This is a genomic window from Pseudomonas sp. YNh (assembly GCF_037993085.1).
GTDB lineage: Bacteria > Pseudomonadota > Gammaproteobacteria > Pseudomonadales > Pseudomonadaceae > Aquipseudomonas > Aquipseudomonas putida.
Genome location: NZ_JBBMRJ010000015.1, coordinates 107,247 through 133,715, shown reverse-complemented (window position 1 = coordinate 133,715; position 26,469 = coordinate 107,247). Strand labels below are relative to the sequence as shown.

The following is a 26,469-nucleotide window of genomic DNA, read 5'->3' as shown; positions in this document are numbered from 1 at the left end:
AGATGACCATGATGCTCGGCACCCTCGTGACAAGCGTGTTTACCTTGCAACCGGGCTACTCGTTGCGGGCGTTGAACAACAAGTACAAATTGATGCTGCAGATTGCCAGGCAATGGCCTGAGTTGAATGGTTTCATGCAGCGCATCACGGCGGCACTCGGCGAGCAAGGCGTGCGGCGGCTGGGTGTGGACTGCATCGGTGTGGTGCAGTGGCCTTACCTCAGCAAATGCTGGGAAGCCCCGCAGCGCCTGGCGGTGGTCGCTTCGCACTATGAAGTGCTGGCCGGCGAGTTTCCGGCGCTGTTGCTGCTGGGGCGGGACGAAAGCCTGACGCTGTGCGATCTGGCCAGCCATTCGCCGGGCTGCCGCCTGGTGCTGGACCGGCCGATCTGGTTCAAACGCGAAGGCGAGTTGGTGCTGAACCTGTTCCAGGGCGACCTGCGCGTGGCTTCACTGGCGTTCACCCTGTGCCGCAGCCAGGGCGAACTGTGCCTGTTCATCGGGGCCGTGCAGGGCATTCACAAAGGCATCGACAGCGAAACCTCATTGGCTATCTACCGCGACCTGACCAAGGACTTCGAAGGCCTGCGCCCGCGCAGCCTGGTGCTCGAAGCGCTGAAGTGCCTGGCCCGGGCGCTGGGTGTCACGCACCTGTACGCGGTCAGCGATGACTGCCGGCACCATCGGCATGCGTATTTTGGCAGCGACAAGGGCCAGGACCTTGCCGCCAACTATGACGTCATCTGGCATGAACACGGTGCCAGTGCATCGAATTTTGCGGATTTCTTCAGCCTTCCGCTTGCCCAGGCGCAGCGGGCAGAAGCCGACATTCCAGCGAAGAAACGGGCGATGTACCGCCGCCGCCAAGCGATGCTCGACGATGTTTTCTCACGCTTGCAGGCCGCATTGCCAAGCAGCAGTCACAACCTTGGACTACAAGGAAAACAGGGGGATGCATTTGCTGTGAGTGCATCGGCAGTGGACCGACCGCCCGTAGTCGACAGCCTGAAGTGAAGGTTGGCAGGGGAGGTGGGTCATCAAGCGGGTTTGGATCTGGATTCGTATGCGCATCGCTTACTTCATCAATCAGTACCCGAAGGTCAGCCACAGTTTCATCCGCCGCGAGATACTGGCGCTGGAGCGCCAGGGCATAGAGGTACAACGCATTGCCCTGCGGGGGTGGGACGCCGAGTTGCAGGACGCCGAGGACACGAGCGAACGGGCCAGGACCCGGTATGTGTTGCAAGGCGGCGTCAAGGGGTTGCTGACGCCAACGTTGCAGGTGCTGCGTGCGCAACCGCGGCGTTTTTTCCAGGCATTGCGGGTGGCCATGCGCCTTGGCCTGCGCGCCGACCGCGCGTGGCCCTACCACCTGGTGTACCTGGCCGAGGCCTGCCAGGTGTTGCAATGGCTGCAGGCCGGGGAGGCCAAACACGTGCATGCCCATTTTGGCACCAACTCTACCGAGGTAGTGATGCTGGCCAACTTGCTGGGCGGTCCGGCCTACAGCTTTACCGTGCATGGGCCGGAAGAATTCGACAAACCACAGTTCCTGCACATGGACGAGAAGGTGCGGCGTGCCGCCTTTGTTGCCGCGGTAAGTTCTTACGGGCGCAGCCAGCTGTTTCGTTGGGTGGCGCACGAGCATTGGGCCAAGGTGAAAGTGGTGCATTGCGGCCTGGAGCGAGGGTTTCATGAGGTGGCGCCAGTCGGTGTGCCGGCAGTGCCGCGGCTGGTGTGCGTCGGGCGGCTCTGTGAACAGAAAGGCCAACTGTTGTTGCTTGAGGCGGCGGGCCAGCTTGCGGCGCAGTCGATCGCCTTCGAACTGGTGCTGGCGGGTGACGGTGAGATGCGCCAGCAGGTCGAGGCCTTGATTGCCCGGCATGGCTTGCAGCAGCAAGTACGCATCACCGGCTGGATCAGCAGTGCACAGGTGCGCGAGGAAATACTTGCCGCCCGCGCGCTGGTATTGCCGAGCTTCGCCGAGGGCCTGCCGGTGGTGATCATGGAAGCCATGGCCTTGCGCCGGCCGGTGCTGACTACCTATGTGGCCGGTATCCCGGAGCTGGTGCGTCAGGGCGAGAACGGCTGGCTGTTCCCCGCTGGCGCCGTGGACGAACTGGCCCAGGCCATGGGCGAGTGCCTTGCGCAACCCGCCGAAGTGCTGCAGCGCATGGGCGAGGCGGCTTACCAGCGTGTGCTGCAACGGCATGACATCGACACCGAGGCGGCCAAGCTGGCCGGCTACTTCAAGGCATCCGCATGATGAGTGTATTGAGTTGGTTACTGGGCCTGCTGGCGGTCATCGCCCTTGTGCCTGTGTCCGTTTTCTTCCTGCAGATGCTGCTGGCTTGCCTGCCGCCGCGCTCGCGGCCGTTGGGCGTCAGCGTGCGTCCGCGGGTGGCAGTGTTGGTACCGGCCCATGATGAGGCTGCGATCATTCGTGCAACGCTGGCGAGCGTAACCCCGCAGTTGCTGCCAGGCGACCGCTTGCTGGTGGTGGCCGACAACTGCACGGACGACACGGCGCGGCTTGCCCGCGAGGCCGGCGCCGAGGTGGTAGAGCGGTTTGATACGGTGCTGCGTGGCAAAGGCTATGCCCTGGACTTCGGCGTACGACACCTGGCCCTGCAGCCGCCCGAGGTGGTGATTGTGGTGGATGCCGACTGCCAGGTAGCCGAGGGCGCGATTGACTGCCTGGCACGCCGTTATCACCAGGCCCAACGCCCGGTGCAGGCGCTGTACCTGATGCGCGCGCCCGCCGGTAGCGGGCTGAAGGTGCAGGTGGCCGAGTTTGCCTGGCGGGTCAAGAACCTGGTGCGCCCGCGTGGCTGGGCGCGGCTGGGGCTACCGTGCCAGCTGATGGGGGCAGGCATGGCATTCGGTTGGCACGACCTGGCTTTGATCAACCTGGCCAATGGGCACTTGGTGGAAGATGTGAAGCTGGGCCTGGACCTGTGCCAGCAGGGCAAGCCGCCGGTGTTTTGCCCCGAGGCATTGGTCACCAGCCAGTTTCCTGCCAGCCAGCAAGGCATGAACAGCCAGCGCACCCGCTGGGAGCACGGCCACCTGGGCTTGATGCTGGCGGATGCGCCCAAGCGTGCGCTGGCCGCCATCCGCCAGCGCAACGGTAGCCTGCTGGCCATGACCCTGGACCTGTTGGTGCCACCTCTGGCGCTACTGGTGCTGGCGCTGCTGGGGCTCAACCTGGTGACCTGGCTGGCTTACCTGCTGTCAGGCCATGCGGCGCCTGCGTGGATCGCACTGGCTGCGCTGGTCATGCTCGGCCTTGCCGTTGTGCTGGCGTGGGCACGCTTCTGCCGTGAGCTGATCCCGTTTTCCGTGCTGTTGTACGCGCCTTTTTACGCCGCAAGGAAGATCCCCTTGTATTTGGGGTTCCTGATCAAGCGCCAGGTCGAATGGGTGCGCTCCAAACGGGATGATGACTGATGGCTCAGTGGCAATGGCAGAAACGCTGGAAGCGCATTATCGACACGCTTGAGGTGGTGCCTGACAGCAGCGCGGCGCAGTGCCTGCTCGACCGGCTTGCCGCCCCGGAGTCTGCAACCGTGCTGGGGTTCGTCAATGCCCATGCAATGAACCTGGTGGTGCACGACGGTGAGTATTGTCAGGCGTTGTCGGCGGCCGATGTGCTGTTGCGCGACGGCTCTGGCATGGCGATCCTTTATCGCCGGTTGGGGCTGGAGCCTGGGCTCAACATGAATGGCACCGACTTCATACCCAGCCTCATGGAGGCATACCGCGGGCGGCGGGTTGCGTTCTGGGGCACGCAGCAACCGTACCTGAACCAGGCGGTGCAGCGCAGCGAAGCCTTGTTTGGCGTGGTGCCGGTATCGGTCCACGATGGCTTTGCCAGCATCGACACCTACCTGCAGTTGGCCAAGGAACAGCAACCGGAACTGATCGTGCTGGGGATGGGCATGCCCAAGCAGGAAGCGGTGGCGGCCAGGTTGGCAGCCGTTGGCGGGCCGTGCCTGATCGTGTGCGGCGGGGCGATTCTGGATTTCCTCGGTGGCAAGGTCAGCCGGGCCCCGCAGTGGTTACGGCATGTGGGTGGCGAGTGGGCCTACCGTCTGTTGCGTGAGCCGAAACGTTTGTTCATGCGTTATGTGGTAGGCAATCCATTGTTCTTGCTGCGCACCCTGCTGTGCCGCAAGGCAGCCGATTCGGCCAGGGGCACCGTATGAATCGGCCAAAATCCGCGCTGATGGCGGGTGGCTGCTACAGTGAAAGCAGTGGCTTGGGGGCTGCACGATCCTGCTTCACTGGCGTTGAATAAGCTGTATTCAAGACTTGATGTTTGATGGACGGCACTTGCTACGCTCAAATAGATGAGGTCTGAAATGGTTTTCGAACCCAGAAGCAGTCGTTCCTTACTCCAAAGAAGAAGCAGCGTAAGTAACGCCATTCAGGCGGGGCTCGATGGCATTGCAGTAATCGGTATTGCCTGGTATCTCATCTATGACCAGTTTGGTTACATTACCTCTGATTATGTAATCATGCTGCTGTTGCTGATTGGCGCACTGGCCGTCATCTACGACCATTATGCAATCTACCGCACTAACGTCGGCCTTTCGATCAAGGCCTTCCGCCTGTTCAAGGCGTGGTCGGCAACATTCTGTTTTCTTGTGGTCATGGCCTTTCTCACTAAACAGAGTGAAACGTACTCACGGTTGTTGGTCGTGCAGTTGTTCATCATTGGTTACATTGCCCAGTTGTTCTTGCACTTTGCGGTTCGTGAACTGCAAAAACGGTTTACCGCGCATGCGCGGCTGGACAATGCCCTGATTATCGGCAACGGCGACCTGGCCAATTTCCTTTATCAGAAAATCAGCAACAACCCCTGGTTTGGCGAACGGGTTCTGGGGTGTGTGCTGACCGACAAGGCTGGCGAGCAGGCGTACGAAGGTGGCGAGGGCAAGCAGCGCCTGCCCGTGCTCGGCCACATTGCAGATCTGGATGAAATCGTTGCCCAGTATGGCATTCGCACCGTGTACCTGGTGACACCGCTGGGGGGCTCCGAGGTTATCAACGACGTGTACTTCAAGTTGCTCGACAAGTGCATTGCCGTGAACTGGGTGCCGGATATCTTCTCGTTGCGCCTGATCAACCACAGCGTGCGGGAAATTGCCGGTATTCCTGTGCTGACTTTGTCTGAAACACCGCTGACGGGCATGAGTTTGTTCCTGAAGAATATCGAGGACCGGGTGCTGGCGGCATTGATACTGCTGTGTGCATCGCCTGTGTTGATTGGCGTTGCACTGGCTATCAAATTCACCAGCCGCGGGCCCGTGTTCTTCCGCCAGGAACGTACGGGCTGGACCGGCGAGTCATTCCGTATCTGGAAGTTCAGAAGCATGCATGTTCATCAGCCGGACAATGGCGTGGTCAAACAGGCGCAGAAGAATGATCCGCGATTGACTAAAATTGGCGCTTTCATCCGCCGCACCAGCCTCGATGAACTGCCACAGTTATTCAATGTGCTGACCGGGGAGATGTCACTGGTTGGGCCACGGCCACATGCGTTGCAACATGACACGTTATATTCCCAGGACATCGTCGATTACTTTGCCCGCCACAACATCAAGCCGGGTATGACTGGCCTGGCGCAAGTGCGCGGCTTCAGGGGGGAGACCAAGGACATCGAGCAGATGATCCAGCGGGTGGACTCGGACATCGAGTACATCAACAACTGGTCGCTGTGGCTGGACTTTGTGATTCTGGTGCGCACACTCAATGCGTTTACCGGCAAGCAGGCTTACTAATCATCGAACGCTCGCAAGCCCCCTGTCGGAGCGGCCTTGCCGGGGCCGCTTCGCACCCCATCGCGGCACAAGGCCGCTCCTACACCTTGTTCAGTGGATGCAATTCCCTGAACCCCCGCGCTTCCTCCACCAGCCAGTCATGCACCGCCCGCGCTCCCGGCTGATTCAACCCGCCTGGCGGGTAATGCACCACGTAGCGTTTGTGGTTGGCGATCGCCACGCCAAACGGCACGATCAGCGCGCCGCGCTCCAGTTCGTCATTCAGCAGTGTCCGCCGGGCGATCGCTACACCAATACCGGCAATTGCAGCTTCGATGGTCAGGTGGTTGCGGTTGAAGGTATGGCCACGCCGCACATTCAGGCCGGCGGCGCCAATCCCCTCCAGGTAGAACTCCCATTCTGCATACTCCGAACTGCCACGCCAGGCTGTGATGTCATGCAGCAGCGGGTAGTGCACCAGGTCTGCCGGCCCATGCAGTGGCGGGCGCCCCCGCAGCAAGGTGGGTGAGCACACCGGGAAGATCTGTTCGTCCAGCAGCGGTGTCGAAAGCATGCCAGGGTAGCTGCCATCGTTCAGGTCGATAGCCAGGTCGAAGTCGCCCGGGGTCAATGCCTGGGCGCTGTCTTCGGCCACCAGGCGCAGCTCGATGTCCGGGTATCGCTGCTGAAAGCGCGGCAGGCGCGGGGTGAGCCATTTGGCCAGGAACGACGGAATGGAGCGCACACGCAAGGTGCCGCGAATTTCACCGGCGTCCAGGCGCAACAGTTCAGCCTCGATACTGCCGTAGGCTTCGGCCACCGTCTGGGCCAGGCGTTGCCCTTCGGCGCTCAACTCCACACCGCGCGCCCGGCGCAGAAACAGCCGGTAACCCAGGCGTTCTTCCAGCTGGCGCATCTGCTGGCTGACCGCGCCGGGGGTGATGTGCAGCTCTTCGGCACATCGGGTAAAGGACAGATGCCGGGCTGCACAGGCGAATACATGCAGCCAGACGAACATCTGCCCATTGAGTTGCCGTCGCATTGTTTAGTCCTGCTAAAGGCTTGCTTAGAAAGTTTCGTTGGTCATCCATGAGTCATCGCGTCAGTATCGCGCAAAATCGCACTACCGCTCAATTTCATCAGATAACCGTGCTGTGGATTCATATCAGGGCACGGTCAGGCATTAGCATGGCTATCAGTGTTTTCGACCTTTTCAAAATCGGCATCGGCCCGTCCAGTTCCCACACCGTCGGGCCGATGCGGGCAGCGGCGATGTTTGCCCAGGTCCTGCGTGAGCAGGGGCTGCTGGCGCGGGTAACGCGCGTCGAAGTGCGGTTGTATGGCTCCCTATCGGCCACCGGGGTTGGCCACGCCACCGATCGCGCCTGCCTGCTTGGCCTGATGGGCCAGTGGCCGGACCGCATCGACCCGGCCACCATCGAGTCGCGCATTGGCCAAGTGTTGCAGGAGCATTGCCTGATGCTGGATGGCAGCCACCCGCTGGCCTTCGAGTATGGCCGGGACATGTTGCTGCTCGACGAAAACCTGCCTTACCACCCCAATGCCATGAGCCTGGAGGCCATGGACGGGGAGAGCAGCCTGCTGCTGCAGACCTACTATTCGGTTGGCGGCGGCTTTATCGTCGAGCAGGCCGAAATTGATGCCCCTGCAGCCAAAGCCAATGACGTTGTGCTGCCTTATGAGTTCGACAGTGCTGCCCAGTTACTGGCCTTGTGCAAAGCACACAGCTTGAGCGTGGCGCAACTGATGATGGCCAACGAACAGGCCTGGCGCCCGGAAGCGGAAATACGTGAAGGCTTGCTGCGCATCTGGGCGGCCATGCGTGAGTGCGTGGATAACGGGCTGCGCAACGAAGGCATCTTGCCTGGCGGGCTGCACGTCAAGCGCCGCGCTGCCCGGCTGCACCGCAGCTTGCAGGAACTGGGCAAGCCCAACGTGATTGGTTCGACGCTCAGCGCCATGGAGTGGGTGAACCTGTTCGCCCTGGCGGTGAATGAAGAGAATGCCGCCGGCGGGCGCATGGTCACCGCGCCCACCAATGGTGCCGCAGGCATTATCCCTGCAGTGCTGCATTACTACATGAAATTCAACCCGACCGTTTGCGATGCCGATGTGGTCGACTTCCTGCTGGCGGCAGCGGCCGTCGGTATCCTGTGCAAGAAAAATGCATCGATCTCGGGGGCAGAGGTAGGCTGCCAAGGCGAGGTGGGTTCGGCCTGTTCGATGGCTGCCGCCGGCCTGGCCCAGGTGTTGGGGGCGACGCCGCCACAACTGGAAAACGCGGCCGAAATTGCCCTGGAACACAACCTGGGGCTGACGTGCGACCCGGTTGGCGGCCTGGTGCAGGTGCCGTGTATCGAGCGCAATGCGATTGCTGCGGTGAAGGCGATCAACGCGGTGCAGATGGCGTTGCGTGGCGATGGCGAGCACTTCATTTCGCTCGACCGGGTGATCCGCACCATGCGTGATACCGGGGCAGACATGCATGCCAACTACAAAGAGACCTCGCGCGGCGGCTTGGCAGTTGCTTTTGTCGAGTGCTAAAAAACCGCATCGGGCAATGCGGTCTTTTGTGGGAGCGGCCCCTTAGCGGGCTTTCTGCTTGGCTTCAATGAAGCTCGCCCGCATGTCCTTGGCCCAGCCATCGAGCACCGGCTTGACGTCATTCAAGGTCAGCTTCTGGGTGTCGTTCTCCAGCTCCTGACCCGCGCCTTTGCGTACCACCTGGGCCAGCACTTTTTGGCTGGCACCATCCAGGAACGCCGCCTCCACGGCCACGTCCACGTCCTGGTCACGGCCGCCCGTGGCGGTGTTCACTCCTGCGGCGATCAGCGCGATGGGGATCACCTCATAGGGTTTGAGGCCCTCGTTGCTGGTAGACACTGCCGTGATCGCCGGCCGCACCACGATCACGCCCGGGCCAGGCCCATTGGCCAGCGGCATGACACCACCGATTTCACGCCGCAGCGCTTCGTTGAAGTAGCGGGTGATTTCCCCCAGTGTCTGCGCGGAGATGACCGGGGTGGGCTGCGGTTTGGGGTAGAACTGGCTGGGCTCGATGAACACCTGGCTGTACTGGTTGATGTTGACCTTGGGGTCGATCCAGCGCATTACCGGGGCACCCGACGGGCTCTTGGCTTCTTGCAACCGGCTGTAATCCTTGAGGAAGCCGGAGTAATCCTTGGGGTCCACGCGATTGCTGGAGCAGGCGCCCACGGCAAGCAGTGCGGCGCACAACAGGGTAATGCGAGGCAGTGATTTCATGATGAAGGCGTATCCATGAGAGGTCGGCCAGAACAACGCTAGCAGCTGCGCCGCAGTTGGCCAGTGGGCGAGTTCAATCCCCTGTGGAAAAGGCAAAAAGTGGCGGCGCCCGATCTCCCGGGCGCCGCGTGGTTTGCGGTGAACTCAACCCAGCGCTTCGCGCAACCGGTACCACAGCATGCCCATTGCCAGTAGCGGCGAACGCAGGGCCTTGCCGCCAGGGAACGTCAGGTGGGGCACGGCGCTGAAAACGTCCAGGCCTTGGCTGTGGCCCATTGCGATGCTTTCGGCCAGCAGTTTCGCCGTCCAGTGCGTCACGTTCAGCCCGTGCCCGGAATAGCCCTGGGCGTAATAGACGTTTGGGTGCTGGCTCAGGCGCCCGACCTGGGGGAAGCGGTTGGCTGTGATGCCGATCATGCCGCCCCACTGGTAGTCGATGCGCACGTTGGCCAGTTGCGGGAATACCTTCAGCACCTTGGGCCGCATGTAGGCGGCGATGTCCTTGGGATCGCGGCCGGAGTAGTGGCAGGCACCGCCGAACAGCAAGCGGCGGTCTGCGGTGAGGCGGTAATAGTCCAGGCCGACCTTCTGGTCGCACAGCGCCATGTTCTGCGGGATCAGGGTCGCAGCCAGTGCTTCGGGCAAGGGTTCGGTGGCGACTACGTAACTGCCGGCCGGTAGCACCTTGCCGCTCAGCCGCGGTTCCAGCTCATCGAGGTGGGCATTGCAGCCCAGCACCAGGCTGTCTGCCCGCACCTTGCCACGGGCCGTGTGCAGGGTCACGCGGGGGCCGTGCTCGATTCGCAGTACGGGGCTTTGTTCGAAGATGCGCACGCCCAGGCTATGCGCGGCACGGGCTTCGCCCTGGACCAGATCCAGTGGGTGCAGGTGGCCCGAGCCCATGTCTATCAGGCCGCCGGCGTACTGGTCGCTGGCGACGATTTCGTGCAACTGCCCGGGGCCTACCAGACGGGTTTCAGGGCGATAGCCAAGCGTTGCCAGGTCATCTTGCTCGTCCTTGAAAGCGGCGAACTGCTCGGCTGTGTTGGCCAGTTCACAGAAACCCCAGCGCAGGTCGCAGGCAATGCCGTACTGGGCAATGCGGCTGGCCACCAGCGCCACCGAATCGATGCCGGCCTGCTTCAGGTAGCGCACGCCGTCCTGACCGACATGCCGGGTAAAGCCGCTGACGTCATGGCCGATGCCGCGAATCAGCTGGCCGCCATTGCGCCCGCTGGCGCCCCAGCCGATGCGCCGGCCTTCCAGCAGCACCACCGACAAGCCGCGCTCAGCCAGTTCCAGGGCGGTGTTGACGCCGGTCAGCCCGCCGCCGACCACGCACACATCGGCCGTCAGTTCGTCGTCCAGGCTGGGGTAGGGCGCCGCGTTGCGTGCCGTGGCAGCGTAGTACGAAGCAGTGTGTTGGGAATCGAAAGACATGGGCGTTCTCGGCTCAGCGGTTGGACTTGATCTTGCTCCAGGAGCGGGTCATGACACGCATGATCTTCGGGCTCGGGGTGCTGGAGATGTACAGCTTGTCCAGCACGTCCTGGGGTGGGTAGATCTCGGGGTTGTGCACCAGCGACGCATCCATGTAGGCCTTGGCGTCCGGGTTGGCGTTGGCATAGCCGACCGTGGCACTGACTTTGGCGATCACTTTCGGGTCGAGCAGGTAATTGATGAAGGCCAGGGCCTGGTCGGGGTTGCTGGCGTCCTTGGGGATGGCCAGCAGGTCGAACCACAGGTTGCTGCCTTCCTTGGGAATGCTATAGGCGACCTTTACGCCGTTCTTCGCTTCAACAGCGCGGTTGGCGGCCTGGAACACGTCACCGGAGTAGCCGAAGGCCACGCAGACGTCGCCATTGGCCAGGTCGGACACGTATTTGGATGAATGGAAGTACGTGATGTAGGGGCGCAATTCGAGCAGGCGTGCTTCAGCCTTGGCGTAGTCCGCCGGCTTTTCGCTGCGCGGGTCCATGCCCAGGTAGTTGAGTATTGCCGGGAACAATTCGTCGGGCGAGTCCATGAAGGCCACGCCGCACTGCTTGAGCTTTTTCAGGTTTTCGGGCTCGAACAGCACCGCCCACGAGTCGATATGGTCGACGCCCAATGCCGCCTTGACCTTGTCGACGTTGTAGCCGATGCCGTTGGTGCCCCACAGGTAGGGCACCGCGTACTGGTTGCCAGGGTCGTTCTGTTCAAGCTGCTTGAGCAGCTTGGGGTCCAGGTGTTGCCAGTTCGGCAGCTTGCTGCGGTCCAGCGGCAGGAAGGCGCCAGCCTGGGCCTGGCGGGCGAGGAAGTGGTTGGACGGCACCACCACGTCGTAGCCGGTGCGCCCGGCCAGTAGCTTGCCTTCGAGGGTTTCGTTGGAGTCAAACACGTCATAGACCACCTTGATCCCGCTGCTGGCCTGGAAGTCAGCCAGGGTGGTGTCGCCGATGTAGTCGGTCCAGTTGTACACACTGACCGAGGGCGTGGCCTGGGTGGTGGTGGCGAACAGCAGGGTGAACGCAGCGGGGATCAGGGCTTGCAGATGACGCATGGGGACACCTCGTTGGTTTTGTTCTTCGAGTTCGGTGTACGGGGGCGCAAAGCGCCCCGGGGTGGGTCAGACGCTCATCATCAGGAACTCACGCTCCCAGGAGCTGATGACCCGCTTGTAGTTCTCGTGCTCGGCACGCTTGACCGCCACATAGCCCTGGACGAATTGCTTGCCCAGGTACTGCTGTACGGTCTCGCAGTCTTCCATGTGCTGCAGGGCGTCTTCGATGGTGATCGGCAGGCGCAGGTTGCGCCGCTCGTAGGCACGGCCTTGTACGGGTGCACTGGGGTCAAGCTGCTCGACCATGCCCAGGTAGCCGCACAGCAGGCTGGCAGCGATGGCCAGGTAGGGGTTGGCATCGGCGCCCGGCAGGCGGTTTTCCACCCGCATTGCCTCTGGGCTGGAGGTAGGCACGCGCAGCCCGGCGGTGCGGTTTTCTTCACCCCACTCAACGTTCACCGGTGCCGAGGTATCTGGCAGGAAGCGGCGGAACGAGTTGACGTTGGGCGCGAACATCGGCAGCAGCTTGGGGATGTACTTCTGCAAACCGCCGATGTGGTGCAGGAACAGCTGGCTCATGCTGCCATCTTCATTGGCGAAAATTGGCTTGCCGGTGGCGATGTCGACCACGCTCTGGTGCAGGTGCATGGCACTGCCCGGCTCGTCGGTGATCGGCTTGGCCATGAAGGTGGCGGCCACGTTGTGCTTGAGTGCAGCTTCGCGCATGGTGCGCTTGAATACGGTGATCTGGTCGGCCAGGTCCAGCGCGTCGCCGTGGCGGAAGTTGATCTCCATCTGCGCCGGGCCGTCTTCGTGGATCAGCGTATCCAGGTCCAGGCCCTGGATCTCGCACCAGTCGTAGACATCCTCGAACAGCGGGTCGAATTCGTTGGCGGCATCGATCGAGAACGACTGGCGACCGCTTTCCGCACGGCCAGAACGCCCCAGCGGCACCTGCAATGGCAAGTCCGGGTCTTCACAGCGCTTGGTGAGGTAGAACTCCATCTCAGGCGCGACGATCGGCTGCCAGCCCTTGTCGGCGTAGAGCTTGAGCACTTTCTTCAGCACGTTGCGCGGCGACAGTTCGATGGGGTTGCCTTGCTTGTCGAAGGTGTCGTGGATCACGATCGCGGTGGGCTCGATCGCCCACGGGATCTGGTAAACGGCGGAGGGGTCGGGCCGGCAGACCATGTCGATGTCGGCGGCATCGAGCAGGTTGTAGTAGATGTCATCGTCAACGTAGTCGCCGGTGACCGTCTGCAGCAGCACGCTTTCGGGCAGGCGCATGCCACGCTCGTGGAGGAACTTGGCGGTGGGCGCGATCTTGCCGCGGGCGATGCCGGTCAGGTCGCTGATCACGCATTCGACTTCGGTGATGCGGTGTTCTTTCAGCCAGGTGTACAGCTGATCGAAGGGGGCGTTCATACAGACCTCTTGGTTGGGTTTTAGTGTGGGAGCAATGCTGCTCGCGAAAGCCATGGCAAGGCGAACAAGGCGTTGTACTTCCCAGGTGACGCACTGGAGACTATCTTGGTCGCAGCCCCCCGGGCCGATCTATCCATTTTCTTCGGCAAGCAATGCACCAAAAGAGTGCAACTAGGATCTCGCGTGACAACGCCCAATGCGCTGCAAGTCCAGGCCTTCCATACCACCGACGTCTCCGAGCAAGTGCGCGCTACCCCCGGCTGGCAGCAGCAGTACCGGCAGATGTCGCCGGGGCATTTCAGCGGTGAGCTGCGCTGGCTGGGGATGGACGGCGTGGAGGTGTACGAGGAGCGCTTGAACACCCGCGTGGAACAGTTTTTCCGTGCGCCGAGCGGTTCACTGGCGTTCTGCTTCGACCGCAGCGAAAACAGCCTGTACCTGCTGAACGAGCAAAGCCGCAACATCTGGATCACCCCGGAGAACTACCAGGAAGTGGCAGTGGTGTTCGACCAAGCCTTCCTGGCCCGCCATGGGCTGGACCCGCAACGCCTCGAAGGGTTGTTCATGGTGCCGCTGGGCAGTGGGCAGAACGCATTGTTTGGCAGCTGGCTGAGTGCCACGCTGACCCGCCTCGGGCAGGCCGACTGCCCATTGCAGGGGCAAGCCCTGGCGGAACAACTGCTGGAGGATTGCCTGTTCATTCTCGATAACGCCAGCCAGCGCCTGCAGGGCATAGCCTTGGGGCGGCGCGACGAAGAGCGGGCGATCATGCGCCGGGTCAGCGAGTGGGCGGCGGACTGCCCAGAAGAGACGTTGAACCTGGTGGAGCTGGCAGATGTTGCCGGGGTCTCGTTGCGCCAGTTGCAGCAGGCGTTCAAGGCATTTACCGGCATGCCGCCTGCCCAGTGGCTGCGCTTGCGCCGGCTGAATGGCGCGCGTCGCGATCTGTTACGCGATGGCAGGGCGACCGTGGCCGAGGTCGCGATGCGCTGGTCATTCTGGCATTTAGGAAGGTTTTCAGAGAGTTACCGGCAATTGTTCAAGGAGTTTCCGAGCGAAACCTTGAAGCGGAGCAGGGGCTAAGGTAGCGAAAAAGCTGCTGGCCTCTTCGCGGGCTTGCCCGCTCCGCCCGCTCCCACAGGGACCTGAGGCGATCCTGTGGAAGCGGGCGCGCCCGCCAGGAGGCCGGCCCAGCCAGCACTGAACTCAGCATCTCACGCCGAAAGTTGCTATCGTGCCGCCCTGATCCAAACCGAGGTGCCGATGTTCTACCTGCCTTTGCCCAGCGACCAGGCCGACCGCCTCGCCAGCGAACCAAAAACCGACTTTTTCACCACTGCCAGCGTCCTCGAAGCCGCCGCAGTGTTGTTCGCGCAAAACCTGCCGCGCCAGCCCGCCACCGCCTCGGCCGACGCCCAAGAGCGCCGTTTCGCCGAAATCGTACGCATCGCCAACGAAGTTGAAAGCGCCGCGCCTGGTCGCTTTCAAGGCCAGGTAGCGCAGCACTTCGATCGTGAAGCCTTTGCCATGGGCCTGGGCATGCTGGGCGAAAACGGCATTGCTCTGCTGTCCGCCGAGGTGCAGTACACGCTAGACGAACTGTTGGATACCGAAGGCCAGTGGAATTTCCAGTTCGCCGACACCTACCGCCAGCGGGCCACACCGCTGCATCCGGTGTACCTGCCGTCGCTGGCCAGTGATCTGATGCTCAGCGACCAGCAGAACCGCCTGCTGCGCGAGTTTCTCAGTGGTATCGACGAGTCAGTGGCGGTGCAGGGCTTTGCTGGCACTGGCAAGACCTTCCTGATTCACCAGTTCGCCCGCCTGCTGGAACCACAGCGCACGTTGCTTCTGGCTTTGACCGAAAGCCAGTTGCGCGCCTTGCAGGCGCGGGTAAAGGACGCTGCCGCCTACACCGCGCTGACTTTCGGTCAGTTGGCTGACGAGCTGCTCAACCGCGACCTCACCAACAACGGCTGGCGTCTGCGCGACCCGTATCGCACCAAACTGTCATGGCGCCCGCAGAATGAGCAGGTTGTACGCTGGCTGGCCATCCCTGACATCGGCCCGCTCGCCGCGCGCGATGTGGTTGCCTTGTGCGTCCGTGCCGTGCGGACCTTCTGCCACAGTGCCGATACCCAGCTTCAGCTGCACCATTTGCCCTGGGCCGGGCCGGGTACTTCGCCGCTGGATCAGGAGGTACTGCTGGAAAAGGCCCGCCTGTATTGGCAAGAGCTGATTCGCCCGTCCGCGCGGGAAGTCCAGCTGCCGGTGCGCGACTACCACCGGGTCAAGTTGCTGTCGTTGACCGGTTATGTGATCGATAGCCGCTACACCCACGTGATCGTCGACGAGGCTCACGAGCTGTCGGCACCGATGCTTGCCGTGCTGGACCGCAGCCCGCAGTCGATCATTGCGCTGGGCGACGAGTTGCAGAACCTCAACGGCCTCAGCCCGCACCATGGCAGCTTCATCCGCCAACGCTACATCGACCATTCCCTGCGTGCCGGGCCGGCGATGGACAATGTGCTCAACCCGCTGATCCAGGCACACCCGGCGGCGATCCAGGCAGCCTTCAGTGGCAGCGCCGAGCATTACACGCGGGTCAGTTTCTTCGATACGGTAACCGTGCCGGAACAGCCCACGGCGCTGATCGTCGATGACGAGTGGGGGCTGTTTGGCTGGTTCCAGCGCCTGACGCACCAAAGTGTGCCGTTCGTATTGCTGAAAAGCGCGCGCAAGGACTTCGAGCTGTTCGTGGAGGACTGCATCGAGCTATACCGCTTTGGCACTCGACCGCGTCACCCGATGTTGTTCCGCTACGCCAGTTGGCAGGCGCTGGAGCAGGACAAGGGCGATGACAAGGCGTTTGTTGCCGTGGCCAACATGCTGCGCAAAGGCTATACGCCGGAGCATTTTGCCAAAGCCAAGAGCCGTTACCGCTGGGACAAGGCGCCCAAGTTGTTCCTGGGGCGGGTGCGGGATGTGAAAAACATGGAGTTCGCCCGGGTGATGGTGTCGCCGGAGCTGATGGTGGCGCCGCAGGTGGCGGGCAACCGCAATGAGCGGGCGCGGATGCTGGCGGGGCTGTATACCGCCTGTTCGCGGGCGCGGCATGAACTGATCGTGCCGGGGGGGATGCTGGACTGGGTCAAGGACCTGGTTCGGGATTGAGGCATCTGGGGCCGCAAAGCAGCCCCAGAAGTTTTGAATCAGTTACGGTCCAGCCACACCGTCTGGGCATTGGTGAACTCGCGCACACCAAAGTGCGACAGCTCACGCCCGAACCCGCTCTTCTTCACGCCACCAAACGCCACACGGGGGTCGGAAGCGCAGTAGCCGTTGATGAACACGCCACCGGTATCCAGTGCCGCAGTCATGCGCTCGGCCAGCGCATAGTCGGCGGTGTAGATGGTCGCGGCCAGGCCGAAATCGCTGTCGTTGGCCAATTCCACCGCATGGTCGGCATCACGTGCAGTGATGATCGCAGCCACTGGCCCGAACAACTCCTGCTTGAATGCGGTCATTTGCGGGGTGACGTTGGCGAACACGGTCGGCGCATAGAAGTTGGCCACGCCTTCGACCTTGTTGCCGCCCAGCAGCAGGGTGGCGCCTTCGGCGAGGGTCGCCTGAACCTGGCCGTCCAGCTCGTCGCGCAGGTCGTAACGGGCCATCGGGCCGATGTAGGTGTCGTCTTCCAGTGGGTTGCCGACTTTCAGCTCGCGGGTTGCTTCAACGAACTTGCGCGTGAACTCCTCGACAATGCTGTCTTCCACGATCAGGCGCTTGGCCGCTGCGCAGACCTGGCCGGTGTTCTGGTAACGGCCAATGACTGCGGCCTTGACGGCGGCATCCAGGTCGGCGTCGGCCAGCACGATGAACGGGTCGGAGCCACCGAGCTCCAGTACACACTTCTTCAGTGCCGCACCGGCCTGGGCACCAATCGCCATGCCGGCACGCACGCTGCCGGTCAGGGTCACGGCGGCGATACGCGGGTCGTTGATGGCGCGGGTGACGCCATCCGGGGTCACGTTCAGCACTTCGAACACGCCATCCGGCAGGCCGGCATCCTTGAACAGCTCGCCCAGCAGGTAGGCGCTGCCCATCACGTTCGGCGCGTGCTTGAGCACGTAGGTATTGCCTGCCAGGATCGCCGGCACGGCGCCGCGCAGTACCTGCCAGACCGGGAAGTTCCACGGCATCACGGCCAGGATCGGGCCGAGCGGGCGGTATTCGATACGGGCTTTTTCAACCTGGGTCGGCTCAGCGGCAAGCATGGCCGGGCCGTGTTCGGCATACCAGCGGCACAGGCCGACGCACTTGCTGACTTCGCCACGGGCCTGGGCAATCGGCTTGCCGATTTCGCGGCTGATCATCTGGGCAAAGGCTTCGGCCTTGGCTTCGAGGGTGCTGGCCAAGGCGAGCAGGTACTCGCTGCGCTGACCCAGCGACACTTGGCGCCACTGGCCGTAGCCAACCTTGGCACGTTGCAGCGCCGCTTCCAGTGCGGCGTCGGTGTCGAACGGGTAGGCGCCGATCTGCTCGCCGCTGTACGGGTCGAGGGAGATGGCGTGGGTCAGGCTGCTGATCGCGCTCATGGCGGGACACTCTCGTTGTTGTTAATCAGTGACGCCAGACTAGTGGGCTATGGCTTTAATGAAAACTGAATAATAATGAGCGAAACATTCACGTTTGGAGAAAGGCTGTGGACCTGGTGCAACTGGAGATCTTCAAGGCGGTGGCAGAGCAGGGCAGCATCAGCGCCGCCGCGCAGCACATCCATCGGGTGCCGTCCAACCTGACCACGCGCATCAAGCAACTGGAAGAAGACCTGGGCGTGGAGCTGTTCATTCGCGAGAAAAGCCGCCTGCGCCTGTCGCCTGCAGGCTGGAATTTTCTTGAATACACCCGGCGCATCCTCGACCTGGTGCACGAGGCGCGCCTTACCGTCGCCGGTGAAGACCCGCAGGGCACCTTTGCCCTCGGTTCGCTGGAAAGCACGGCAGCGGTGCGCATCCCGGCTTTGCTGGCGGCGTACAACCAGCGCTACCCCAAGGTAGACCTTGACCTGTCCACCGGGCCATCCGGGACCATGCTCGAAGGCGTGTTGTCTGGCCGGCTGGTGGCCGCGTTCGTCGACGGCCCGGTGCTGCACCCGACACTGGAAGGCATGCCGGTGTTCGAAGAGGAAATGATGGTCATCGCGCCGCTCAACCATGCGCCAGTTACGCGCGCCCAGGATGTGAACGGTGAGAGCATCTACGCCTTCCGTGCCAACTGCTCGTATCGCCATCACTTCGAGAACTGGTTCGTTAAGGACCAGGCAGTGCCGGGCAAGATTCACGAGATGGAGTCGTACCATGGCATGTTGGCGTGCGTCAGCGCTGGCGCAGGCCTGGCCATGATGCCGCGCAGCATGCTCGACAATATGCCCGGGTGCAGCACAGTCAGTGCCTGGCCTATGTCGGAAGATTTTCGCTACCTGAAAACCTGGCTGGTCTGGCGGCGGGGCGCTGTATCACGCAGCTTGAGCATGTTCGTGAAACTGCTTGAGGAAGGGCGTACAACCTCTTGATCAGTATCTAAATTTACATTCGATTGATGGGTTAGTGCCGAATGTCACGATGACGACCATGCATCAGCCAGAACACCAATACCCCGGGAGGATCAGATAATAGGTAAGCCATCCTCTAAAGGAGGGTCATACCATGCGTAACCATCACTATGCCCTCGGCGCGGCGTTGCTGATCACCCTGGCCATGCCATGGACCCTGGCTGCTGCCGCCGACCTCAATGCCCCCATCGACATGCAGGCCGTGCGGTTGCAACCGCAGGAGCAGAACGGCGTGCGCTATTTGCAAGGTGGTATTGGCCAGGATGAGGCCAATGCGCTACGCAAAACCACCGGCTATGACTTGCACGTGGAGCTTTCCACTGGCCCGGAAGGCAAGTTCCAGAGTGGTGCCACAGTCGACATTCAGAATGCACAAGGCCAGCCCGTCCTCAGCGTCGCGGATGCCGGGCCGCTGCTGTATGTGCAGTTGCCTCCCGGCAAGTACAAGGTCACTGGCAATGCCCAAGGTGAGACGGTGCAGCAACTGGTGACCGTGAACGGCAAGGGCCCCGCGACCGTGAACCTTAACTGGCGTTGATAAAAAAATACGGCAGGAGTACGGATGTACTCCTGCCTGAGAGGAGCGCATCGCCATGAGCCTGGATCTTCAGCTGGAGATGTTGACCGAGCAGGGCGGCGCTTGCTGGGCGAACATGAAGAGGCGGAATACGACTGAGGCGCGGAGCACGAGAAGGCACATCTTAAGCAAGCGATTTAGCCAATAGTGGCAATACACTTTCAACTTTCTGATCATCTGGACAATAATCAAAAAACTATTACTTCGTGTGACCGGTCTGGATGCACCGGTTCACTCTAAAAATCGAGGGGCCAAAGCCCCCGCTTGCTCTATAGACCATCAGGAGAAGTCATTGATGAAAACCCGTCTCGCTGCTTCGCTGGCCGCTGCAGTGCTGGCCTTTGCAGGGGCCAACCTGGCCCAGGCTGCGCAGGTATCCGGCGCCGTTGGCGCCACCAGCCAAGGTGACATGACCTACCGTATTGGCTTGTCCTTCGATTGGGACAAGAAGTGGCTGGAGAGCAGTACTGGCTATGTGACCGGTTACTGGGATGCTGCCTACACCTATTGGGAGGGCGGTGACGCCAGTGGTGCGCACTCGCTGTCGTTCAGCCCGGTGTTCACTTACGAGTTCAGCGGTTTTACCTACACGCCGTACATCGAGGCCGGTATTGGCCTGGCGGCGTTTTCCAAGACCGACGTGGGTGACCAGCGCATGGGGTCGGCGGTCAACTTCGAAGACCGCATCGGTTTCGGCCTGAAGTTGCCAGGTGAGCAGAAAGTCGGGATTCGCGCGATGCATTATTCCAATGCGGGAATCAAGCAGCCAAACGACGGTATTGAGTCCTACTCGCTGTTCTACAGCAAAGGTTTCTGAAGCAGGGGGCCGCAGTGCGGCCCCAGCCTTTCAGTGCGTATACGAAACCCGGCCTGCACCGTCCGAGGTGCTCCCGGGTCGGCGTAGGTGCCGGATCGTTGCCAGCCTTCTCGCGGATCAAACCACCTAGAGGCCGGCCAAGGCATGCTAACACTCAGCGAACGGCCTTGATCGCCAGCACATTGCACAGCGGGTGTTCCAGCACATGCGCTGTGGTCCCGCCCAGGTATGTCTGCATGGCGTCATGCCGATGGCTGCCCATCACGATCACATCTGCCCGGCTGTGGCCGACAAACTCGGCAATGGCCCTGATAGCTGGGCCTTCCAGGAAGTGCCGACGCTCCAGCGGGATCTGGTGATGGTCACCCAGCCGGTTGAACGCCGCCCGCTGCGCAGTACGCACGCTGCCGTCGAAGCCGGGCATGGTCACCGTACCGGCACCGAAGTCGGCAATATGGGTTTTGGCCGCGTCGCACACATGCAGCAAGTGCAACTCGGCGTTGCACTGCAGGGCCAGGGCACGGGCACTGTGGATCACCTGCTCGTCCAGGTGCTCGCCAGCACCGTGGCTGTTAAGGTCTACTGCCGCGGCAATCTGCCGGGGCAGGGGCAGGCGGATGTCGCTGACCAGATGCACGGCAACCGGGCTGTCCTTGAGCAACTGCCAATCCAGTGGCGTGACCAGCAGGCGTTTGAGTACCGGTTCGTGCTGCACGTCCTTGACCAGCAAATCGCAGCCCTGCCGTTCGACCCGCTCCAGCGCGCTGCCCAGCGGGTCGCGAGTCAGCAACAGTTCGGTAGACACGTCCAGGCCAGCATTGCCCAACTGTTCAGCCTCATCTGCCAGCCACTGGCGGTTGTGACTGAGCAGCCGCTCACGCTCGCGGCCATCGCTCATCAAGCCAAAGGTGTCGACATCGTCGACGAAAACGTTGATATCCAGCAGTGCACCGCTGGATTCCGCCAGAGCCGCCGCGCGTTGCAGCGCTGGCGTATGGCGCATCTGCGGGCCGAGCATGACAAACAAGCGCTTGAACTGGCTCATCTCACACCTCCACGTGTGGCAGCCCCCCGGTTACCTGGTTCTGTTGAGTCTAGACCCGTGTGCGCCCGGTCAAGCCGATCAGGCGTTTTCCACCTGCGCCTGCCTGAGTGCGGCTAGCGCCATGTGTCGGGTATGATGCGTGCCCCATCATTGTCAAAAGGCCTGTCCCATGTCCCTGAGCGCTGAACAGATTGGTGAATTTTGCGCTTTCGCCGAGCAGTTGGCCGATGCTGCCGCAGTGGCGATCAAGCCATACTTTCGCGCCAGCCTGGATGTCGAGGACAAGGGCGGGCGCCTGTACGACCCAGTGACCGTGGCTGACAAGGCGGCCGAGGACGCCATGCGCGCGCTGATCCAGGCCCGCTACCCGGACCACGGTATTCTTGGTGAAGAGGCGGGCGTGGCCGTCGGCAGCAGCCCGTTGACCTGGGTGCTCGACCCGATCGACGGTACCCGTGCCTTCATCACCGGCCTGCCGTTGTGGGGCACGTTGATTGCCCTGAACGATGGCACGCGCCCTGTGGTTGGCGTGATGAACCAGCCATTCACCGGTGAACGCTTTGTCGGTACCCCTGAAGGTGCCTGGCGCAGCGGTACGCCACTGAAAACCCGTGCCTGTGCCGACCTGGCTTGGGCCACGCTGATGTGCACCACGCCGGACATGTTCGATACCGCCGAGCGCAAAGCCGCGTTCGAGGCCGTTGCCGGCAAGGCGCGCCTGATGCGCTACGGCGGCGATTGCTATGCCTACTGCATGCTGGCCTCGGGCTTTGTCGACGTGATTGTCGAAGCGAGCCTGCAGCCGTATGACGTACAGGCACTGATGCCGATCATCGAAGGGGCGGGTGGGGTGATCACTGCCTGGGATGGCAGCAGTGCACAGAATGGCGGGTGCGTTGTGGCCTGTGGTGACCCGGCGCTGCATGCGCAGATGGTAGAGATGTTGCGCCACGCCATGTGAGCCACCTATCCCGATCACTGCACTTTTTACGATTTCCGGGCTCTATGCTTGGCCAGGCTGCACTGACCCCCGGTGCGGCCGCCGAATATCGACCCGGTGCCGATGGTTGCAAGCTCCCCGAATTTCCTCCCACGCCTGCTGCTGGCAGGCGCCCTCACATGCCTGTGCGCCTGCACCCAGGAGCAAGGCCGCGATATTGTCAGCCAGTTCGGCAACGGCAAACCCAGTGAGTTGTTCCAGACCAGCGTCGACCGCCTGGCCACGCTATCGATGCGCGACAACTTGCAAAGCCTGTACCTGCTGATGAACAAGCTGTACCTGCGCAACCCCAACCAGTGGAAGATGTCGGGCTATGTGGACGCTGCCACGGCCGAGCGGCAGATCCGCATGGCTATCGAACATCGTCAGCCACTGCCGCAACTGGGCAACCGCCGTGACCTGGCGGCATTGAGCTACGCGCTGAGCCCGGAGTTTCGTGGTGATCGGGTGGGCGCATTCATCTACGCCATCGGCAGCATGCTGATTACCGCGCACGGCGGGCGTACCGAGTTCTACATGACCGATACCATCGACCCGTTGTTCATCAACAATGCGGCGCGCAATATCGAAAAGGCCACCTGGATGCTCAGCCAGCGGCAGGACGCCAATGGGGTGTTGCTGCTGTTCTCCAACGAGATTTCGGAAGAGGGCAGCAACCTGAGTTTTGCCGTGGAGTTTGGCAAGATCGTTGCGCGGCTGGACCTGTTAGCCGAGTTGCTGGATGAACGTTATCGGCGGATTGGTTTGAATTACGCCCAAAGCCTGTTGCTGATGAATTTTTTGCCCGTGCAGTGAACCGTAGCCGTTGCGCAGGGCCTTGTAGGAGTCGCCCTATGTCGCGAAAGGGGCGCGTAGCGGCCCCAGGTTTTCAGCCACCCAAGGCCATTGGTAGTTTCAGAGCAGCGCCTGTATTGCCTGCCTGTAACGCTGCCCGGCCAGGCTCATGCTGTTGTTATGGGTGGCCCCCGGCACCAGCAGCAATGTCTTGGGCTGCCGGGCTGCGTCGAACAGCTGCTGGCTGAAGCGAGGGGGTACAAGACGGTCATCCGTTCCATGCACCAGCAGCACTGGCAGGCCGATGTTGCCGATCTTGTCCAGCGAGTCGAACTTCTGCGACATCAACCAGCGCACCGGGAGGGAGGTATTGGCCACCGCTGCCGCGACATCGCCCAGGGAGGTGAAGGTCGACTCAAGGATCAACCCGCGGGCCGGCGCCGCAACACCGCTTTGCTGCGCTTCACGTCTCAGTTCACTGGCCAGTTCCACCGCCACCGCGCCGCCCAGCGAATGACCGAATATCAGGCGCTTGCCGGCATCCGGCTGCAGCTGGGCAAAGCGCTCCCACGCAATGCGTGCATCTTCATATACCGTGGCTTCGGAAGGCAGGTCGCCCCGGCTCTTGCCAAAGCCTCGGTAATCCACCGCAAGCACCGAATAGCCCATGGCATGCAGTTGCTCGATACGGAACATTTGGCCGGTAAGGTTCCAGCGTACACCGTGCAGGTAGAGGATGGCCGGCGCGTTGGCTCGCTTGGCCGGCCACCACCAGGCGTGCAGGTTCTGGTTACTGGCGAAGCTGCGCGGGCGCAGGTCCAGTTCCTGCACACCGCTGGGCAGCCCACGGAACCAGCTGGCCTGGCCGGGCTCGATGCGGAACACCAGCTCGCGCTCCTTGTGCTGCAAGACAGCACAGCTGGACGGCAAGCCGATGACCAGTGTGGCGGCGCACAGCCAGGTGAACCAACGGCGGCGCAGGTGGGTAAGGAAGAGGGTAGGCATGTGCGCTTTCTAGCAGAAGCTCTGCGCCGGGTGTTGAAAAAGTGACCGAATGGCAGGGTGGTTTGGTTGCAAGCTGTTTCTACAAGAACTGGGCCATCGGTTGTGCAAAAACTCCAACGGTGGCGGAAGCTCGTAAAGCGACCTGTCCCGCAGTCGCCGGCCGCTGGGCTCATATGCACTTTGTGATTTAACGGCTGAAACTGAAAAAACCTCGGTTACCTGTTTGCTTCCATAGGCAGCGCAATGGCCAGGACACCTGAAATCGACGCCAGCCGACTCAAACTCTACGCATGCAAAACTGTTACTTTTATCAGGTGCATTCCAGATCTTGAACATGCAAGCTGCACAATATGAAATCTTGAGTCTGGAGGTCCTCGATGAAACTTCCACCGTATACCGCCTATGGTGCGCGAGCACCACATTTGACTGGCATATGTCTCGGATTCAATGGCGAGAATTACGACCCCATTCCCGGCGGTTATGCCTTAGGCTTGGGTTATCGCATGTACAGCCCCAGCCTGATGCGTTTCTTATCCCCCGATACGCTCAGTCCGTTTGGCAAAGGCGGTCATCATACATACGCCTATTGTAAAAACGATCCTGTTAACCATGTTGACCGCACGGGCCACATGCGCACCCCGCCACCTTATGCGAGACATCTTGAGCCCCAGACGATGCAAAGGCGTTCACCTCCGAGCTGGCCGAGTTCCTCGAGAAGCGCTTCAAACAGCAGATCAGGATCTGCCAACTCTGTCGACGTAGCAGATTTACTCTCGGGATACGCTGGTCAAGAAATTGACTTCCCTCTTGATTTTCTGCATAACTCACCCGTCACAGGTTCAGCGTGGCGACCAGGTAATCCGCTTGCGTTCGACAATACTAACTCATCATCAGCGCTCAGCTGGCCGGACTTTTTCAGGGCAAGAGGCATGGCCGAACCAAGTAAAATATTTGAAGAATCAAAGCGGTTGGCCGCTTCGATTACTTTAGATTATCCTGTTGCCGACCCCGTATCGTTTAGAACGAGGGTGGTGATTTACATGACAACAGCTGGTAATGCGAGGGACCCAAGGTCTGTACTGCGTTCTGTCTATCGAAATATTACCGACATGGAGGTAGGTGAGACTACAATTTATGCAGATCACATAAGAAAGTATACTGGCACTACCACGTGAACCCCATGCTTCAAGAATACCGCCGACCATGGACGCAAATTATGTAAAGTCCTGCAGGGACTGATTAACGACGCAAGAAGAGATTACAGCGTTCGATAATCGAACGAATCTCCCGCTCGCCGTGTCCGCTATCCGCCCATCCAATCCCATCGCCGCATTGCTCAACCGCAGCCTTTTTGCTGTAGTGTGGCCATTCACCGGTTGTCGCCTGCCCCCGCTATCCGCAACCGACCCGATAGAATGACCGTGATGACCGCAACCACCGCCCACAAGGCCGTAGGAAGCGGCGACCAGAACAATAACGATTCCGAGTGCCTTGCCTATGGAAAGCCGCCTGCTGAGCGAGCGAAGTAGCGTGTTTCACCACGCCGACCCTTATGCTGTGTCCGATTATGTGAACCAGCATGTAGGCCAGCATTGCATCGGTCTGTCCCGTACCACCCATCCCCAGGCTAGCCTCAGCCACCGCAAGTTTGCCGAGCTCGACCTGTGCCGCATCAGCTACGGCGGCAGCGTTCGCGTGACTTCTCCAGCACTGGAAACCATTTATCACCTGCAAGTGTTGCTCAACGGCAACTGCCTGTGGCGTGGGTATAAGCACGAGCAGCATCTGGTGCCGGGCGAGTTGCTGCTGATCAACCCGGATGACCCGGTTGACCTGACCTACTCGGAAGATTGCGAGAAGTTCATCCTCAAGGTGCCAACCCGGCTGCTGGATTCGATCTGCGACGAACAGCGCTGGCAGCGGCCTGATGGGGGCGTGCGGTTCTTGCGCAATCATTACCGGCTGGATGAGCTGGATGGCTTCGTCAACCTGCTGGCCATGGTTTGTCATGAGGCGGAAGTGAGCGAGTCGCTGCCCAGGGTGCAGGGGCACTACAGCCAGATTGTCGCCAGCAAGTTGCTGACCCTGATGACCACCAATATCCGCCGCGAAAGCCTGAGCGCACCGCAGGCCGGCCTTGAGCGCATTCTCGATTACATAGAGCGCAACCTGAAGTTGGAGCTGTCGGCCGAGGTGCTGGCAGAGCAGGCCTGCATGAGTTTGCGTTCGCTGTATGCGCTGTTTGAACAGCACCTGAGCACCACGCCCAAGCATTACGTGCGCCAGCGCAAGCTTGAGCGGGTGCATGCGTGCCTGAGCGACCCGACTTGCGGTGTGCGCAGTGTGACCGAACTTGCCCTGGATTACGGCTTCTTTCATTTAGGCCGGTTTTCCGAGGTGTATCGGCAGCAATTTGGCGAGTTGCCTTCGCAGACGTTCAAGCGTCGGGGGTGAGGCGCGGTACCGATATCACCTCATATTTCAAAGCTTGAAGCTGGCCGCGGGCCATACCGTCAACCCTGGTGCGGCCCCTATATCCTCCAACAGTAGATCCCGGCAGAACTGGATAACACTCTGCACAATCCGGATAGCTCCCCGCCAGTCGTCTCCCTAACCTGACC

The 26,469-nt window shown here is 61.4% G+C and carries 23 protein-coding genes; 15 read left to right on the top strand and 8 right to left on the bottom strand.

Annotated elements, in window-relative coordinates; all coding sequences use genetic code 11:
* Window positions 1-8: 8 nt before the first annotated feature.
* The 5 genes from WF331_RS17115 (at window position 9) to WF331_RS17095 (ending at window position 5,785) form a co-directional block, all read left to right on the top strand.
* The gene (locus WF331_RS17115; RefSeq protein ID WP_016499583.1) at window positions 9-1,013 is read left to right on the top strand and encodes a VirK/YbjX family protein; all 1,005 of its coding nucleotides are present in this window, start codon (window positions 9-11) and stop codon (window positions 1,011-1,013) included.
* A 49-nt stretch (window positions 1,014-1,062) separates the two neighbouring features.
* Complete coding sequence (locus WF331_RS17110) at window positions 1,063-2,265, top strand: glycosyltransferase (protein ID WP_340623129.1); 1,203 nt, start codon at window positions 1,063-1,065, stop codon at window positions 2,263-2,265.
* Window positions 2,262-3,449, top strand: coding sequence for a glycosyltransferase family 2 protein (locus WF331_RS17105; protein WP_049277514.1), 1,188 nt, complete (start codon window positions 2,262-2,264; stop codon window positions 3,447-3,449). Before WF331_RS17110 ends, WF331_RS17105 begins: the two co-directional genes overlap by 4 nt.
* Window positions 3,449-4,207 carry a WecB/TagA/CpsF family glycosyltransferase gene (locus tag WF331_RS17100; RefSeq protein ID WP_016499586.1) on the top strand — a complete coding sequence of 253 codons (759 nt, stop codon included), beginning with the start codon at window positions 3,449-3,451 and terminating at the stop codon, window positions 4,205-4,207. The genes WF331_RS17105 and WF331_RS17100 overlap by 1 nt, the downstream gene beginning before the upstream one ends.
* 156 nt (window positions 4,208-4,363) lie before the next feature.
* Entirely contained in the window at window positions 4,364-5,785 is a 1,422-nt protein-coding gene (locus tag WF331_RS17095) for an undecaprenyl-phosphate glucose phosphotransferase (RefSeq protein ID WP_174370367.1), read from the top strand.
* A gap of 79 nt (window positions 5,786-5,864) precedes the next feature.
* Here the strand turns inward: WF331_RS17095 and WF331_RS17090 are convergent, their stop codons facing one another.
* Window positions 5,865-6,806 (bottom strand): LysR substrate-binding domain-containing protein, encoded by a 942-nt coding sequence (locus tag WF331_RS17090; RefSeq protein ID WP_016499588.1) that lies wholly within the window; start codon window positions 6,804-6,806, stop codon window positions 5,865-5,867.
* 146 nt (window positions 6,807-6,952) lie between these two features.
* Between WF331_RS17090 and WF331_RS17085 the strand changes: the two genes are divergently transcribed.
* Window positions 6,953-8,329, top strand: coding sequence for an L-serine ammonia-lyase (locus WF331_RS17085; protein WP_041167710.1), 1,377 nt, complete (start codon window positions 6,953-6,955; stop codon window positions 8,327-8,329).
* 42 nt (window positions 8,330-8,371) lie between these two features.
* Here the strand turns inward: WF331_RS17085 and WF331_RS17080 are convergent, their stop codons facing one another.
* From WF331_RS17080 to WF331_RS17065, 4 genes are all read right to left on the bottom strand, one after another.
* Window positions 8,372-9,049 (bottom strand): DUF3313 domain-containing protein, encoded by a 678-nt coding sequence (locus WF331_RS17080; RefSeq protein WP_016499590.1) that lies wholly within the window; start codon window positions 9,047-9,049, stop codon window positions 8,372-8,374.
* 144 nt (window positions 9,050-9,193) lie between these two features.
* Entirely contained in the window at window positions 9,194-10,489 is a 1,296-nt protein-coding gene (locus WF331_RS17075) for an NAD(P)/FAD-dependent oxidoreductase (RefSeq protein WP_016499591.1), read from the bottom strand.
* 13 nt (window positions 10,490-10,502) lie between these two features.
* Window positions 10,503-11,591: a polyamine ABC transporter substrate-binding protein gene (locus WF331_RS17070; RefSeq protein ID WP_016499592.1), complete on the bottom strand. Its 1,089-nt coding sequence runs from the start codon at window positions 11,589-11,591 to the stop codon at window positions 10,503-10,505.
* Between the two features lie 66 nt (window positions 11,592-11,657).
* Entirely contained in the window at window positions 11,658-13,016 is a 1,359-nt protein-coding gene (locus WF331_RS17065; RefSeq protein WP_016499593.1) for a glutamine synthetase family protein, read from the bottom strand.
* Window positions 13,017-13,199: 183 nt separating this feature from the next.
* On the opposite strand from WF331_RS17065, the gene WF331_RS17060 reads away from it, so the two are divergent.
* Window positions 13,200-14,099: a helix-turn-helix domain-containing protein gene (locus tag WF331_RS17060; RefSeq protein WP_016499594.1), complete on the top strand. Its 900-nt coding sequence runs from the start codon at window positions 13,200-13,202 to the stop codon at window positions 14,097-14,099.
* A gap of 180 nt (window positions 14,100-14,279) precedes the next feature.
* A complete protein-coding gene (locus tag WF331_RS17055) occupies window positions 14,280-16,190 on the top strand; it encodes an AAA family ATPase (RefSeq protein WP_284362216.1) in 1,911 nt (636 codons plus the stop codon).
* 38 nt (window positions 16,191-16,228) lie between these two features.
* Here the strand turns inward: WF331_RS17055 and WF331_RS17050 are convergent, their stop codons facing one another.
* Window positions 16,229-17,614, bottom strand: a complete 1,386-nt coding sequence (locus WF331_RS17050) for an aldehyde dehydrogenase family protein (RefSeq protein ID WP_016499596.1) — start codon at window positions 17,612-17,614, stop codon at window positions 16,229-16,231.
* A 107-nt stretch (window positions 17,615-17,721) separates the two neighbouring features.
* Between WF331_RS17050 and ptrR the strand changes: the two genes are divergently transcribed.
* The 3 genes from ptrR (at window position 17,722) to WF331_RS17035 (ending at window position 20,024) form a co-directional block, all read left to right on the top strand.
* Window positions 17,722-18,591, top strand: coding sequence for a putrescine utilization regulator PtrR (gene ptrR, locus WF331_RS17045; protein WP_016499597.1), 870 nt, complete (start codon window positions 17,722-17,724; stop codon window positions 18,589-18,591).
* 133 nt (window positions 18,592-18,724) lie between these two features.
* Window positions 18,725-19,168, top strand: a complete 444-nt coding sequence (locus WF331_RS17040) for a hypothetical protein (RefSeq protein ID WP_016499598.1) — start codon at window positions 18,725-18,727, stop codon at window positions 19,166-19,168.
* 334 nt (window positions 19,169-19,502) lie between these two features.
* A complete protein-coding gene (locus WF331_RS17035) occupies window positions 19,503-20,024 on the top strand; it encodes an acyloxyacyl hydrolase (protein ID WP_049273855.1) in 522 nt (173 codons plus the stop codon).
* Between the two features lie 154 nt (window positions 20,025-20,178).
* On the opposite strand, the gene WF331_RS17030 is transcribed toward WF331_RS17035, so the two are convergent.
* The gene (locus tag WF331_RS17030; protein ID WP_284398228.1) at window positions 20,179-21,069 is read right to left on the bottom strand and encodes a universal stress protein; all 891 of its coding nucleotides are present in this window, start codon (window positions 21,067-21,069) and stop codon (window positions 20,179-20,181) included.
* 169 nt (window positions 21,070-21,238) lie between these two features.
* Here WF331_RS17030 and hisN point away from each other — a divergent pair, with 169 nt between their 5' ends.
* Together hisN and WF331_RS17020 are read left to right on the top strand one after the other, a co-directional pair.
* Window positions 21,239-22,030: a histidinol-phosphatase gene (hisN, locus tag WF331_RS17025; protein ID WP_284398230.1), complete on the top strand. Its 792-nt coding sequence runs from the start codon at window positions 21,239-21,241 to the stop codon at window positions 22,028-22,030.
* Between the two features lie 102 nt (window positions 22,031-22,132).
* The gene (locus WF331_RS17020) at window positions 22,133-22,864 is read left to right on the top strand and encodes a hypothetical protein (RefSeq protein WP_016499602.1); all 732 of its coding nucleotides are present in this window, start codon (window positions 22,133-22,135) and stop codon (window positions 22,862-22,864) included.
* A 99-nt stretch (window positions 22,865-22,963) separates the two neighbouring features.
* Here the strand turns inward: WF331_RS17020 and WF331_RS17015 are convergent, their stop codons facing one another.
* Complete coding sequence (locus WF331_RS17015; RefSeq protein ID WP_284398232.1) at window positions 22,964-23,848, bottom strand: alpha/beta hydrolase; 885 nt, start codon at window positions 23,846-23,848, stop codon at window positions 22,964-22,966.
* Window positions 23,849-24,225: 377 nt separating this feature from the next.
* Here WF331_RS17015 and WF331_RS17010 point away from each other — a divergent pair, with 377 nt between their 5' ends.
* Window positions 24,226-25,023 carry an RHS repeat-associated core domain-containing protein gene (locus WF331_RS17010; RefSeq protein ID WP_340623128.1) on the top strand — a complete coding sequence of 266 codons (798 nt, stop codon included), beginning with the start codon at window positions 24,226-24,228 and terminating at the stop codon, window positions 25,021-25,023.
* Window positions 25,024-25,345: 322 nt separating this feature from the next.
* On the top strand, window positions 25,346-26,302 hold the full coding sequence (gene benR, locus WF331_RS17005; protein WP_174370355.1) for a benABC operon transcriptional activator BenR: 957 nt from the start codon (window positions 25,346-25,348) through the stop codon (window positions 26,300-26,302).
* The last annotated feature ends 167 nt before the right edge of the window (window positions 26,303-26,469 follow it).

Coding starts and splice junctions, on each gene's coding strand:
- WF331_RS17085 (WP_041167710.1), top strand. CDS start 6,953: ATGGCTATCAGTGTTTTCGACCTTTTCAAAATCGGCATCGGCCCGTCC.
- WF331_RS17115 (WP_016499583.1), top strand. CDS start 9: ATGATGCTCGGCACCCTCGTGACAAGCGTGTTTACCTTGCAACCGGGC.
- WF331_RS17090 (WP_016499588.1), bottom strand. CDS start 6,806: ATGCGACGGCAACTCAATGGGCAGATGTTCGTCTGGCTGCATGTATTC.
- WF331_RS17080 (WP_016499590.1), bottom strand. CDS start 9,049: ATGAAATCACTGCCTCGCATTACCCTGTTGTGCGCCGCACTGCTTGCC.
- hisN (WP_284398230.1), top strand. CDS start 21,239: ATGTCCCTGAGCGCTGAACAGATTGGTGAATTTTGCGCTTTCGCCGAG.
- WF331_RS17100 (WP_016499586.1), top strand. CDS start 3,449: ATGGCTCAGTGGCAATGGCAGAAACGCTGGAAGCGCATTATCGACACG.
- WF331_RS17065 (WP_016499593.1), bottom strand. CDS start 13,016: ATGAACGCCCCCTTCGATCAGCTGTACACCTGGCTGAAAGAACACCGC.
- WF331_RS17070 (WP_016499592.1), bottom strand. CDS start 11,591: ATGCGTCATCTGCAAGCCCTGATCCCCGCTGCGTTCACCCTGCTGTTC.
- WF331_RS17015 (WP_284398232.1), bottom strand. CDS start 23,848: ATGCCTACCCTCTTCCTTACCCACCTGCGCCGCCGTTGGTTCACCTGG.
- WF331_RS17010 (WP_340623128.1), top strand. CDS start 24,226: ATGAAACTTCCACCGTATACCGCCTATGGTGCGCGAGCACCACATTTG.
- WF331_RS17050 (WP_016499596.1), bottom strand. CDS start 17,614: ATGAGCGCGATCAGCAGCCTGACCCACGCCATCTCCCTCGACCCGTAC.
- WF331_RS17055 (WP_284362216.1), top strand. CDS start 14,280: ATGTTCTACCTGCCTTTGCCCAGCGACCAGGCCGACCGCCTCGCCAGC.
- WF331_RS17095 (WP_174370367.1), top strand. CDS start 4,364: ATGGTTTTCGAACCCAGAAGCAGTCGTTCCTTACTCCAAAGAAGAAGC.
- WF331_RS17030 (WP_284398228.1), bottom strand. CDS start 21,069: ATGAGCCAGTTCAAGCGCTTGTTTGTCATGCTCGGCCCGCAGATGCGC.
- WF331_RS17105 (WP_049277514.1), top strand. CDS start 2,262: ATGATGAGTGTATTGAGTTGGTTACTGGGCCTGCTGGCGGTCATCGCC.
- WF331_RS17020 (WP_016499602.1), top strand. CDS start 22,133: ATGGTTGCAAGCTCCCCGAATTTCCTCCCACGCCTGCTGCTGGCAGGC.
- WF331_RS17110 (WP_340623129.1), top strand. CDS start 1,063: ATGCGCATCGCTTACTTCATCAATCAGTACCCGAAGGTCAGCCACAGT.
- WF331_RS17035 (WP_049273855.1), top strand. CDS start 19,503: ATGAAAACCCGTCTCGCTGCTTCGCTGGCCGCTGCAGTGCTGGCCTTT.
- WF331_RS17040 (WP_016499598.1), top strand. CDS start 18,725: ATGCGTAACCATCACTATGCCCTCGGCGCGGCGTTGCTGATCACCCTG.
- WF331_RS17075 (WP_016499591.1), bottom strand. CDS start 10,489: ATGTCTTTCGATTCCCAACACACTGCTTCGTACTACGCTGCCACGGCA.
- benR (WP_174370355.1), top strand. CDS start 25,346: ATGGAAAGCCGCCTGCTGAGCGAGCGAAGTAGCGTGTTTCACCACGCC.